The sequence below is a fragment of the Achromobacter sp. 01N37 genome, from assembly GCF_056399725.1.
In genome coordinates, this window is the sequence record NZ_JBFTRX010000004.1 from 554,984 (window position 1) to 567,810 (window position 12,827).

General features: G+C 65.5%; 10 protein-coding genes. All 10 read right to left on the bottom strand.

Going from position 1 to position 12,827, the window contains the following annotated elements; all coding sequences use genetic code 11:
* Window positions 1-405 precede the first annotated feature (405 nt).
* The gene (locus AC1DSJ_RS11455; protein ID WP_054428163.1) at window positions 406-1,239 is read right to left on the bottom strand and encodes a symmetrical bis(5'-nucleosyl)-tetraphosphatase; all 834 of its coding nucleotides are present in this window, start codon (window positions 1,237-1,239) and stop codon (window positions 406-408) included.
* Window positions 1,236-2,414 carry an LPS export ABC transporter permease LptG gene (gene lptG, locus AC1DSJ_RS11460; protein WP_054428164.1) on the bottom strand — a complete coding sequence of 393 codons (1,179 nt, stop codon included), beginning with the start codon at window positions 2,412-2,414 and terminating at the stop codon, window positions 1,236-1,238. The genes AC1DSJ_RS11455 and lptG overlap by 4 nt, the downstream gene beginning before the upstream one ends.
* Before the next feature lie 90 nt (window positions 2,415-2,504).
* Complete coding sequence (gene mtgA / locus AC1DSJ_RS11465) at window positions 2,505-3,230, bottom strand: monofunctional biosynthetic peptidoglycan transglycosylase (RefSeq protein WP_054428165.1); 726 nt, start codon at window positions 3,228-3,230, stop codon at window positions 2,505-2,507.
* A gap of 5 nt (window positions 3,231-3,235) precedes the next feature.
* Complete coding sequence (gene aroE / locus AC1DSJ_RS11470; protein ID WP_441371460.1) at window positions 3,236-4,099, bottom strand: shikimate dehydrogenase; 864 nt, start codon at window positions 4,097-4,099, stop codon at window positions 3,236-3,238.
* Window positions 4,096-4,992 carry a TonB family protein gene (locus AC1DSJ_RS11475; protein ID WP_175172083.1) on the bottom strand — a complete coding sequence of 299 codons (897 nt, stop codon included), beginning with the start codon at window positions 4,990-4,992 and terminating at the stop codon, window positions 4,096-4,098. Before AC1DSJ_RS11475 ends, aroE begins: the two co-directional genes overlap by 4 nt.
* 154 nt (window positions 4,993-5,146) lie before the next feature.
* Complete coding sequence (locus AC1DSJ_RS11480; protein ID WP_175172084.1) at window positions 5,147-6,235, bottom strand: ABC transporter ATP-binding protein; 1,089 nt, start codon at window positions 6,233-6,235, stop codon at window positions 5,147-5,149.
* Window positions 6,228-8,006: an ABC transporter permease gene (locus AC1DSJ_RS11485; RefSeq protein ID WP_054428168.1), complete on the bottom strand. Its 1,779-nt coding sequence runs from the start codon at window positions 8,004-8,006 to the stop codon at window positions 6,228-6,230. Before AC1DSJ_RS11485 ends, AC1DSJ_RS11480 begins: the two co-directional genes overlap by 8 nt.
* A gap of 152 nt (window positions 8,007-8,158) precedes the next feature.
* Window positions 8,159-9,256: an ABC transporter substrate-binding protein gene (locus tag AC1DSJ_RS11490; protein ID WP_054428169.1), complete on the bottom strand. Its 1,098-nt coding sequence runs from the start codon at window positions 9,254-9,256 to the stop codon at window positions 8,159-8,161.
* A 158-nt stretch (window positions 9,257-9,414) separates the two neighbouring features.
* Window positions 9,415-11,901 carry a sensor histidine kinase gene (locus tag AC1DSJ_RS11495; RefSeq protein WP_175172085.1) on the bottom strand — a complete coding sequence of 829 codons (2,487 nt, stop codon included), beginning with the start codon at window positions 11,899-11,901 and terminating at the stop codon, window positions 9,415-9,417.
* Window positions 11,888-12,559 carry a response regulator transcription factor gene (locus AC1DSJ_RS11500; RefSeq protein WP_054428171.1) on the bottom strand — a complete coding sequence of 224 codons (672 nt, stop codon included), beginning with the start codon at window positions 12,557-12,559 and terminating at the stop codon, window positions 11,888-11,890. Before AC1DSJ_RS11500 ends, AC1DSJ_RS11495 begins: the two co-directional genes overlap by 14 nt.
* Window positions 12,560-12,827 lie beyond the last annotated feature (268 nt).

Here is a 12,827-nt window from a genome sequence, read left to right on the forward strand (position 1 = left end):
GGGAGCATTAGAAAACCACTCTCCACATTCGCGAAAGCGACCGCCACCCAAACGCCCACAAATGCGTAAGCCGAGTAAGGCCGCCCGCGCGGCCGCCACTCGGCGGGCCCCGCAGCACTCGTGGCTAGGGCACACCCTAGCAGCGCAACGACCCAAGACAACGGCAGCCCGTCGGCGCGGTGGCCCTGACTGCGCGCAACCTCGATGCGCCCGAGGGAATCTGAAGGGAAGGCCGTAGGCCTGGACGAAGATGACGAAGGGGGAGTCCGGAGCGAAGGCTCCGGACCGCAATCGTGGGCGCGCGCAGTCAGGGCCACTGCGCCGATGGGCGACCTACGAAGATCGCCACCCGCCCCAAGAACTCAGCAACTCACGACCCAAAAGGCCGCAGCAAAAAAACACCCGTCATTCAGACATCGGATTCTGAAACTGCGAACACTTCACCTGCACGAGTTTTCGATCCTGCAATCTCAGCGCCGTCAACGCACCCCCCCACACGCACCCGGTATCCAGGCAGATCACGTCCGGCCGTTGCAGCAGGCCCAGCGTTGACCAATGGCCGAATACGGTTGTGATGTCGCGGGTGGCGCGGTTCGGGACGTCGAACCACGGGACCAGGCCTTGCGGCCAGGCGCCCGGGGCGACCTTGGTTGCGAACTCCATGTGGCCGTTCGGCGTGCACAGGCGGATGCGCGTCAGCGCATTGATGATCACCCGCATCCGCTTGCCGCCCTTGTGGTCTTCCTTCCACGTGGACGGCTCGTTGCCGTACATCTTTTGCAGCGCCTTCTGCCAGTTCGGGCCGCGCAGCGCGTCCTGGACTTCGCCGGCCAGTGACAGCGTCTTGGCGACGTCCCACTTGGCCAGCGTGCCTGCGTGTACCAACAGGTGGCCCTGCTCGAAATGCGCCAGCGGGCGAAAGCGCAGCCAGTTGATCAGGTCGGCCGCGTCCGGCGCGCGAAGAATGTCTTCGAGCGTGTCCGATTTGGACGGCTTGCGCACCCCGGCTGCGGCGGCCAGCAGGTGCAGGTCATGGTTGCCCAGCACGGTTGTCGCGCGGTCACCCAGGTCGATGATGCGACGCAGGGTTTCCAGCGACTGCGGGCCACGGTTGACCAGGTCCCCGGCGAACCAGAAGCGCGACTTCGGGTCGCCGACCAGATCGGGGTGGGACAGCAAGCGATCCAGCGGCGAGCAGCATCCCTGCACGTCGCCGATCATCCAGATACTGCCGTTCATGCGGGACTTTTGCTCCAAGGCCAACGTTGTTGGACGATACGGGAAATGGTGTGGCGGTATTCCATATAGCTCATGGCGGCCAGCGCCAAGGCCATGGCCCCGATGTTCGGGCCCAGGGCGGTCAGCCAGGGCGGCCACTTACCCAACATGCCGACGTTCAGCGCCAGCTGGTTCAGCATGAAGAAGCCCACGCCCAACAAAATGCCGATGAAGACCTTGGCGCCCACGCCACCGCGGCGGGTTTGCATCAGTCCGATGGGGGCGGCAATCGTGATCATCACCAGCAGCGTGAACGGATACGCCAGTTTGCGCCACAGGGCGACAACCTGTCGACCATATTGCAGTTGGTTGTCGCGCAAATACTCCACATAGTCCAGCAGCGTGACGATGGACATGCGTTCCGGGGTCAGCACGCGGGCCAAGAGGCGTTCGGCGCTGAGGGTGGTGTCGATGGTGCGTTCTGGCACCTTCACAACGGAGGCGGGCGGGTTCTTGGGCGGGCGGGCGTTGGCCAGCGCTTCGGACGCATCGGCGTCCAGGCGGGTTTCCGAGACGTCTTTCAGCACCAGGTCGCCATGGGCGAACAGGCCCGTGGGCGCCGTGGACAACACCGACAGCGTCAGGTCTTTCTTGAATTCGTAAAGGGTGACACCCGCGACCTGGCCGTCGCCTTTCAGTTCGGCAATATTGATGATGCGCGTGCCGCCGTTGGAGGTGGGTTCCTTGAACCAGTAGCCGCTTTTCAGGCGGTCGCCGCCGGCTTTGCCGCGGAACATCAGGTTGGCTTCGCCGGTTTTGATCTCGGCCCACGGGGTGACGTATTCGGACAGCAGCGCCGCCCCGATCATCAGCGGGATGGTGACGACCCACAGCATCCGCAAGAGCCGCATGCCGCTCACGCCCGAGACGCGCAGGATGACGAGTTCGTTACGTTGGGCAAGACCCGCCAGCGCCAGAATGGCGCCGATCAACAGCCCGATGGGCAGCAGGTCGTACAAGCGGGTGGGAATGGCCAGCGCCTGCATGTAGAGCAGGGCCATCATGGAGAACTTGTCGCCCACGTTGTCCAGGTCGTCCACCAGCGCGAAGAACGTGAAAAGGCCTAGCAGGGCCATAAGGACCACTGCACAAGAGCGATAGATCTCGCGGGCCAGGTAGCGACGTGCGGTACGCATGAAAAGGAAGGGGAGCGCTAAACGTGAAAGCTTAACAAATCCCGCCGGGTAGGGTGGAGGCGGCCGGACGGAAATGCCCGGTTTTGCGTGTCAGGGGATGTCAACCATCTGCATCCGGCGGGTCAGCACCCCGACGCGGGAGTTCAGGTAGTTGGAATTGCGGTGGCTGTCATAGAAGCGCGGGTTGGGCAGCATGGCCGCCAGCCGGGCGGACTGGCTGGCGCTGAGGTTGGCGGCCGAGGTGTTGTAGTAGTGCTTGGCCGCCGCCTGGGCGCCGAACACGCCAACGCCCCATTCCGCCACGTTCAGATACAGCTCCAGTATCCGTTCCTTGGTCATGACGTGCTCGATCATATACGTCAGCACCAGTTCCTGGCCCTTGCGGATGTAGCTGCGTGAGCTGGACAGGAACAGGTTCTTCGCCAACTGCTGCGTAATGGTGGAGCCGCCGCGCATCTTGCTGCGGCCCGCTTCCTCTTGGCGCTGGTTGTATTCCCAGGCCTTGCGGATGGCGTCCCATTCGATGCCGTCGTGCTCGGTGAAGTTGGAATCTTCCGACGCCACCACCGCGCGCTTCAGGTTGCGGCTGATTTTGTCATAGGGCGCCCATTCATACTGAAGCTGAAAGCCGGGGTTGCCTTCGCGCAAGCGGGACCGCTCTTCGCGCATGATGGCGCTGCTGCCGGGGTCGCGGTAGTTGTACCAGACGACCTGTGCGAACAGCCAGAACTGGTAGAGCAGCACCGCGCACACCAGCGCCATCAGTACGCCGGTGATGGTCCGGAACCAGGATCGGCCCTTGCCGCGCGTCGCCATGCCGCTCAGCGTCCTGCCATGAGCGCCTCGCGCAGCGCCGCCAGCACGGGGGCCGGATCGGGGCGCACGCCGTGCCAGATCAGGAAGCTCTCGGCCGCCTGGCCCACCAGCATGCCCAGGCCGTCGGCGGTCAGCGCTGCGCCATCGGCGTCGGCCTGTTTCATGAAAGCGGTGGGTTGGGCGCCGTACATCATGTCGTAGGCGGCCGCGCCGTCGGCATACAGGCCGGCGGGCAGGTCGGGGGCGGCGTCTTGCAGGCCGCTGGCCGTGGCGTTGATGACCAGGTTCCAACCGCCGGGCGTGGCGGCGTCGGTCAGCCCGCCCGCAGTGACTTGCGTCTGCGGCGATACGCCGGTGTCACGCCAGGCCTCGGCCAGTTCCAGCGCCTTGGCCGCGGTGCGGTTGACGACGTGGATGCGGGCGCAGCCGGCGTCGGCCAGCGGTTGCAACACGCCTCGGGCCGCGCCGCCCGCGCCCACCAGCAGCACGGACGCGCCGCTCAGGTGCACGCCCAGGCGCAGCAGGTCAGACACCAGTCCGACGCCGTCGGTATTGCAGCCGTGCCAGGCGCCATCGCGCCACGACAATGTGTTGACGGCGCCCGCCAGGCGCGCACGCGTAGACAGGCGGCCGGCGGCCAATGCGTAGGCTTCCAGCTTGAAAGGCACCGTGACATTCAAGCCCAGCCCGCCCTCAGCCACGAATGCGGCCACGGCGTCAGCAAAGCCGTCGACCGGCGCCAGCAGGCGCTCATAGCGCAGCAGTTTGCCGGTTTGCTTGGAAAACAGGTCGTGGATCTGAGGCGAGCGGCTGTGCGCAATGGGATTGCCGATGACGGCGTAGCGGGCAAGAGGGGTCGCCTCGGTCATGGGGCTTGTGTTTCCAGGGTGTCGTTAACGAAATGCCACGTGCGGGTGATGACCAGCACGTCCGTATCGCGGGCGATATCGGGGGGGAATGGGGGAAAAGGCGCGGCCAGCTGGACGATGCGGCGGGCGGCCTGGTTCAGCACCGCGTGCGGCGAGGGCTGGTCGATTTCGACGTTGGCGATACTGCCGTCGGCGCGTACTGACACCGTGATGCGCAGTGACCCGTAAATGCGCCCGCGCGCCTCGTCGGGATAGTGCTGCGTGCCAACGGCTTCTATCCGGGTGCGCCAGGCATCCAGGTAGGCGGCGTAACGCGACGCTTCGGCCGACGGGGCCACGAACTGCTTGCGGGGTTCGGCGCTGTATTGCTGCACGCGTGCGGCCAGCGCGGCGACCTGGGCGTTCTGGATGACGCTGGCCTGATCCTGGGCGTCCTGGCCAAGATCAGCGCCGTCGGGCCAGGGGTTGACGGCCTGACGCTCGGCGCCGGCTTTCTCGGCCGACCGCAACTGGGTCATCAGACGGGCCTGTTCGGCTTCCAGCTGAACCTGCCGGCGGCGCATGGCTTCCAGCACGATGGTCTCGGCGGACGCGCCGGTCTGGGGCAGCGGGGTGGTGCTCATGCCGCGTTCGGCGTTGCCGCCGCCCGTCATCTGATTCTGCGCCTGCGCCCGGGGCGTCTCAGGCGGCGTCTCGCTGCGGGCGTTCAGCAGCACGACTTCCAGGCTGGTGACGGGCGGGCGGGTGAGCGCGGGCGCGCCAAAGCGCCACGCCAGCGCGCCGGCGTGCACCAACAGCGATATTGCGATGCCGATGCGCAGGTAGTGTTGGGCGGGAGCGCCCAGCCACCGCAGGTAACGGCTTAGCGGGGAGGGGGAATCAGGGCGTTGCACCGACGCATTGTAAGACGAGTCGGTGCTGCCGGCACATGCCAGCCAACGGCTTGTAACAGCTGTTGGACGGGAGCAGGGCGCGTCGTCGATGGAGGCGGGACGGCTCGGCGGGCGGCGCATGAAGGGTCATCCTCCAACGCGCCGCCGCGTGGGGTCAGGCCGTCTTGCGCGGAAAGACCCAGACCTTGCTGGCCGGCAAGGCCAGGCGGCAGGGGCCCGGCTCGCGGCCTTCGGGGCCATAGGCGCGCAGGGCCAGCGTGTGGGCGGGATCTGCGTCCGGGGTGCGGAACAGGTATTCCCAGCGGTCGCCCAGGTACATGCTGGTCAAGAGCGGCATGTCCAGGTGGTTGCCGTCGGGGTCATCCGCCAGGCGCACCTGTTCAACGCGAATCACGGCGGTACCGTCCTGGCCCTGAGTCACGCCTTCGCCGGCCTTGCCCCACAACGCCCAGCCGCGGCCTTCGATGCGGGCCTGGCCGTCACGCACTTCCGTGACCTTGCCTTCCAGCCGGTTGTTGCTGCCCATGAACTCGGCCGTGAACAGCGTGGACGGCGAACCATACATTTCCTGCGGCGTGCCTTGCTGTTCGATCTTGCCGTTGTTCAGCAGCAGGATGCGGTCGGAAATGGCCATGGCTTCGCTTTGATCATGCGTCACCATCAGGGCCGACAGCCCCAGGCGGATGATCAGCTCGCGCAGGAACGCCCGTGCTTCTTCGCGCAGCTTGGCGTCCAGGTTGGACAGCGGTTCGTCCAGCAGGATGACGGGCGGGCTGTACACCAGCGCCCGGCCAATGGCCACGCGCTGTTGCTGGCCGCCTGACAGCGCGTGCGGATGGCGCTGGCCCAGCTTGCCCAGGCCCAGCTGGTCAAGCACGGCTTGCACGCGCTCGCGCACTTCGGCCGACGGCACCTTGCGCAGCTTCAGCGGGTAGGCCACGTTTTCAAACACGGTCTTGTGCGGCCACAACGCGTAAGACTGGAACACCAGGCCCAGGTTGCGTTCTTCGGCCGGAATCTCCTTGCGGGCGCCGCCGTCGTAGACGATGCGGTCGCCGATGGTGATGCGGCCGCGCTTGGGGCCTTCCAGGCCAGCCACGGCGCGCAGCAAGGTCGTCTTGCCGCTGCCCGAGGGCCCAAGCAGCGACACCACTTCGCCCTGGCGCAGTTGCATCGACACGCCCTTGAGCACCGGGTTGTCGCCGTAGTCCAGGTGCAGGTCTTCTACAGAAAGCTCAATCATGAAGTTTGACTCCGAATCGCAGGGCGATGCCCAGGCCGATCACGACCAGAACGATATTGATGAAGGAAAGCGCAGCCACGATGTCGATGGCGCCCGAGGCCCACAGCGACACCAGCATGGAACCGATGGTTTCCGTGCCGGGCGACAACAGATAAACGCCGGTGGAATATTCACGCTCGAAGATCAGGAACATCAGCAGCCAGGAACCGATCAGGCCGTACTTGGCCAGCGGCACCGTGACGTGGCGCGTGACCTGGCCCCGGCGCGCGCCCGCGCTGCGGGCGGCTTCTTCCAGTTCCGGTCCCACTTGCAGCAGGGTCGACGAGATCAGGCGCAGGCCATACGCCATCCAGACCACGGTGTAGGCGAGCCACACGCTGAAGATGGTGCTGCGCATGGCGCGCAGCCATTCAACGAAGTTCTCGCGCAGCCATTCGGCGAACGGCAGCGCCGACAGCCAGCCGTTTTCGTCCACGTCCAGCGCGTTGTCCAGCCACATCGGCACAAACAGGAACACCCACAAGAACGCCAGACCGGCCAACAGGCCCGGCACGGCGCGCGGCACCAGCACGCTGTAGTCCATGAAGCGCGTGACGTTGTCGGGCTTGCGGTGCATCGCCAGGCCCACGAACATGTAGCACATCACGGCCAGCGCGCCGCCAAACACCCCGATGGCGACCGAATTCACAATGGCGCGGATCAGGTTGGGTTGGCCGAATACGGTGTGGAAGGCGTCCAGCGACAGCACGTCAAACAGCGACACGCCCATGCCCCAGTTGGACACGAACGCCCGCAGCAGCACGCCCAGCAGCGGCACCACGATCGTGACCAGCAGCCAGAACGCCACGACGGCGCCCGCCAGCCAGCGCCATTTGCCCAGCGGCAGCGGGCGTGCGCGCGAGGCCTTGCCCTTGACGGTGACAAATCGGTTCGCGGTGCGCATCAGGCGGCGTTGCAGCATGACCAGCGGAATCGTCATGCAGATCAGGATCACGGCCACGGCCGCCATCAGGTGGTACGACGGAATGCCCAGCTTGTTGGTCAGCTTGTACAGGTAGGTGGCCAGCACCAGGTTGCCTTCCGGGTCGCCCAGCACCAGCACCAGGCCGAACACTTCCAGGCCCAGGAAGAACAGCAGCACGGTGGCGTACAGCATGGCCGGGCGCACCATCGGCAGGCTCACGGATACCATCACGCGCAGCGGCGATGCGCCGGCCACGCGGGCGGCTTCTTCCACGTCGGAACCCATGCTGCGCAGCGCCGACGAGATATACAGGTAAGCGTGCGGCACGTGCGTCAGGCCGGCGATGATGACGATGCTGGTCAGCGAATACACGTTCCAGGGCACGAAGCCCAGGATGTTCTGCGCCCAGATCGAGAAGAAACCCACGGGGCCTGCGGCCACGACGTAGCCAAAGCCCAGCACCATGGGCGACACAAACACCGGCACCAGGATCAGCGGTTCGATCCAGCGGCGGCCGGGCAGGTCGGTGCGTATCATCAGGAAGGCCAGCATGCCGCCCAACGGGATGGCGATGATGGCCAGCCCGAAGGCCAGGATGAAGCCGCTTCGCAGCGCCTTGTAGAAATCGGGGTCCGCGAAGATGAAGCGGAACGCGTCCAGGCTGAAGACCTTGGACGGGGCAAAGAAAGGCGCGGAGAGAAAGCTCTGGATGATGATGAACGACAGCGGCACGTAGATGGCCAATGCCGTAATCAACACCACCACGCCGCGCGGCAGGGACTGCCATTTTCTGCGCAATGACTGCATGGGGAAATCCTGTTGTCGAGAATGACGCGATGGTCGCGCCGCCCGGGTACGGGGGAGCCCGCCCGGGGGGCGGTCAGGCGGACGGCGCCGTGCCGTCCGCTTACGCGTTGTGGCGGTTCAGAGCGGGCGCGCCGCTCTGAACCCGCGCGGCATTACTTGCCCGCTGCGGCGCGCCAGTCCTTGATGAACTGCAAACGCTTGTTCTGTTCCAGGTAGTCCAGCAGCGTTTCGTTGACCGGAATCGGCTTGAGCGAAGCGCCCAGTTTCTTGGTCATGCCGTCCACATCGTTGTCGCCTTCGATGTCGTCACGCACCGAGGCCAGATCGGCCTGGTTGGCCATGATTTCCTGGCCCTTCTGCGACAGCAGGTAATCCATCCACAGCTTGGCGGCGTTGCGGTTCTTGGACTTCTTGCTGATGAACGCCACGCGCGACAACACCAGCGCGTAGTCGGTCGGGTAGGCCACGCCCAGCGACGGGTCCGACTTGGCGCGCGTTTCAGCGTACGAGCCCAGGATGTTGTAGCCGATCAGGTTTTCACCGGACGACACGCGTTCCATCATGGTGCCGGTGGACGACTGCACGATCAGGCCGCCCTTGGCGATGTCCTTGAGGGTCTCGAAGTACTTGGGGTCGTTGGCCTTGTCCTGCACGGCCAGCATGAAGCCCACGGCCGACTTCTCGATGTCGTAAGTCGTGACCTTGTTTTTGAACTTGTCCGGTTGGCTGGCGATCAGCTTGGCCAGCGCGCCGTGCGTGGTGGGCACTTCGTTGGCGGGAATCAGGCGCTTGTTGTAGATGAAGACGGCCGGTTCATACGTGGTGCCGTAAGCCGAATCCTTCCAGACCGCCCAGGCCGGCAGCTTGCCGCTTTCCGGCGACTTGTATTGCAGGGCGTAGTCGGTGGCCAGCTTCAGCGCCGAGTCCATCGACGAGCTCCAGACGACGTCGCCGCTGCTGCCGCCCGCCGCCTGTTCGCTGATGTAGCGGTTGTAGAGCTCGGTGCTGTTCATGTCGTTGTATTCGACCTTCACGCCCGGGTACAACGCTTCGAAGCCCTTGATGATGGGGCCGGCGGCCTTGGTGTCGGTGGTCGAATAGATGACGACCTTGCCTTCCTTCTTGGCGCCGTCCAGGATCTTTTGGTAGTCGGCCGGATAACCCGCCGGCACGGCCTGCGCGAAGGCGCTGCCGGTGGCGATGGCGAATGCTGCGGCGCAGGCGGCCGCCAGTTGGGACTTGGCAAGCATGTGTTTGTCTCCGATTGGAATGGTCTGAAGCGGGATCTGGGTCCAGCCTGCGCCCATCTTAGGAGGCGGCGTCTGTCGTCGTCCTGTCATGGCGACAGGTAGCGGCTAGGGGTAATCCCTGGGCGCGAATGGCCGCGCCGCAGGGATAGCGCCATTGCTCAGGGCCGCTTCGGCGTATCCGTCACCAGCCGCACCCAGTTCTGCACGAAGCGCGAATGCCGCCGCTGGTCCAGCCCCACCAGCAGGGCGGGGCTCAGCACCACCGGCTGCACGATGCCTTGCGACCGCGCCAGCACCGCTTCGGACGTCCAGCGCCCGGGCGTGTCTTCCATGATGGAACCCAGCGCTGCGTGGCTGGAAGCCACCTGCTGGCCGGCGGGCGACAGCAGCCAGTCCACCAGCGCGCGCGCCAGGTCCGGGCTGGGCGCGCGCCGTGAAATCAGCACCGAACGCGCCAGCACCAGCACGTAGTCCTGCGGAAACACCACGCCGATCTTGCTGCCGTCCGCCTGGCGCGACAGCGCGTACGAACCCAGGATGTTGTAGCCAAGGTCCAGCTCATCGTTTTCGATGGCGTCCAGAATCTGCGCGCTGGTGGGCGACAGGCGCACGGCCACTTGGCCCATCGCATTGGCCAGCCCCCAGAAGTTGGATGACACCAGCTCGTCTTGCTCGGCCAGCAGATAACCCAGGCTGCTGGCGGCGATGTCATAGGTGCCGACGCGGCCTTGCAGCGTGGCTTGGTCGCGTTCCAGCAGGCGCAGCAGGTCTTGCCGGGAGCGGGGCACGGTGGCTTCGGTGAAGCGTTTGGGGTTGTAGACGATGACGGCGGGTTCGAACGTGAAGCCGTAGACCTCGTTGCGCCAGACCGCCCACGACGGCAGCTTGGACGCGTAGGGTGACGCGTAGCTTTGCGCGTAACCGTCGTTGGCCAGCCGGATCTGCAAGTCCGATGCCGAACTCATCAGCACGTCGACGTTGGTCAGGCGCCCGTCGATGGTGGCTTCGTACAGATCGCGGCTGCTGATCTCGCGATACACCACCGTCACATCGGGCCGCAAAGATTGAAAGCCCTGAATCAGCGGCGCGACCACGGGCGTGTCGGTGGGGCCGGCGATGACCAGGGTGCGCGACGTGGGTTGCGGCGCGGGATAGCGCGTGACAATTTCGTCCAGTTCGGCGGCACGTACGTCCTGAGGTGCCGACACCAGCAGCAGCGCCGCCGTGAGCGCCGCGCCCAGCCACGTCGCCAGATGGCGCCCTGCGGGCTGTTGTTGCAGCGGCAGGATGACGCGCGCCGACAAGCCGCCGCCCGGCCGGTCATGCAGCCATAGCGACCCGCCATGCGCCATCGCCACCGAACGCACGATGGCCAGGCCCAGCCCCGATCCGGGTTGAGATTCACCGGCTTTGCCGCGCGTGAAGCGCTGCTGCACGGCTTCTTTTTCGTCGTCCGAGATACCCGGCCCGCGATCCGATACCGTCAACGCCACGCGAAAGCCTGCAACGGGCGTGGCCTGAATGTCCACGGTGCCATCCGGGGCATAGCGCAAGGCGTTGTCCACCAGATTGCGCAGCATCTCACGCAAGGCGACGCGGTCGCCGGCCAGGCGCGCGCGGCGGACGTCGGGCGCAATGTCGATGCGCAGCCGCTCGGCTTCCACCGGGCCGATACGGCGGCGGGTTTCGTTGATGGTTTCCGCTACGCCGACAGATTCGGGTGGCCCTTTGCCGAGCCGGTGCGTGATGGTGGCGTCCATCAGCAGCTGGTTGATCAGCTGGCTGGCGTGCGTGGCGTTCTGATGAATGCGGCCGATGCGCTCGCGCAGCCGCTTGGGGTCGGTTTCGTCCAGCGCCACTTCTGCTTGCGCGCGCAGCGACGCGAGCGGTGTACGGACCTGATGCGTGGCGTCGGCCACCAACGTGTTCAAGGTATCCATGATGATGGAAAGGCGTTGCATGAAGGCGTTCAGCGCTTCGACCAGGCGGCGCACTTCGCGCGGCACCGGCGTGGTGACGGGCGTCAGGTCTTCAGGTGCGCGGGTGCGCAGTTCGCGTTCCAACACGGCCAACGGCGCAAACGCCCGTTGCACGCCGAACCACAACAGACCCAGCGCCACCAGCGACACGACCAGCAGCGGCAACACGCCGCGCCCCAGGATTTCGTCGGCAAGTTCTTCGCGCGATCCCAAGGTTTCGGCGACCCGCACGGTGACCCAGCCGGCATGCTGGCTGGCCGACACCAGCCGCCCCACGGTGGCGACGCGCACGGGCTCGTCGTGATAAATGACGTAGGCGAACACGGGGGTTGCGGCTTGCGCCAGCGGCAGGTTGGGGGCCAGGTCGCCATAGCCGGTGATGAGCCGGCCATTGGAGGTGCGCGCTTCGTAGAACACGCGCTCGCCGCCCGACAACATGGCAAGCGACGACACGGGCGGTTCCACGGTGACGCCTTCGTCATCAATCTGCACGGACCCGGCGATGGTCAGTGCGGATGCGGCAAGCAGCCGGTCAAACGCCTGCTCGGCGGCGCGTTGCGCGTAGTCTCGCAGGAAGAACACCAGCCCGATCAGCGCGCAGGCCAGCAACACCACGCCAAGCGTGAAGACGCGGCGCCGGATCGAGGCGCTTTCAGGAATGCTCATGGCTGCGGGCCTGATAGCCAACGCCGCGCACGGTGACGATGTCGATCGACGCCCCTGCCAGTTTCTTGCGCAGCCGCGAGATCAACAGTTCCAGCGCATTGAGCGAGCCGTCGTCCAGGTCAAACAGCTGGTTCATCAGCCGTTCCTTGGCAACGGTTTGGCCGATGCGGCCCAAGAGGATTTCCAGCAAGCGGAATTCGCGCCGTCCCAGCTCCAGCGGCGCACCAGACAACATGACGCTGCGTCCGGCAAGGTCCAGGCTCAGGTTGCCGTAGGTGGTGGTGCTGCTGGTCTGCCCTGACGGCCGCCGCATCAGAGCGCGCAACCGCGCTTCGAGTTCGCGCAGGTCAAAGGGCTTGACGAGGTAGTCATCCGCGCCCAGGTCCAGCATGTCGATCTTGTCTTCAATTTCCGCCCGCGCGGTCATGACGAGCACCGGCGCTTCCAAGCCGGCTGCGCGCAATTCCCGAATCACGGTGAAGCCGTCTTTGCCAGGCAGATTGATATCCAGGACAAGCGCATCCCAGGTTTCGTCCAACCCCCACCGCAACGCCGCCAGCCCGTCATGCACCCACTGCACGCTATGGCCAGCGGAACGCAGCTTGCTTTCCACGGCATCGCCAAGATCAAGGTTGTCCTCGACCAGCAAAATGCGCATGTTGTTCCTCCGTGTCGTTTTGGTTTTTCGAGGAGTGTACGACGGGGGTGGTTTGACGCGGGGTTTGGTTGGTTTGGGGGCTGGGGCGTTGATGAGGAGGGTTTGGGTTCTTGAGACGCCCGTGGTGTCGGGGGCCTGGGGTGCGCGGGGCAACGATTGCGGTCCGGAGCCTTCGCTCCGGACTGCCCCCTTGTCATCTTCGTCACCCGCCGTTGGCGGGTTCCTTCAGATTCCCTCGGGCTTATCGACGCCCCGCGCACCCCAGGCC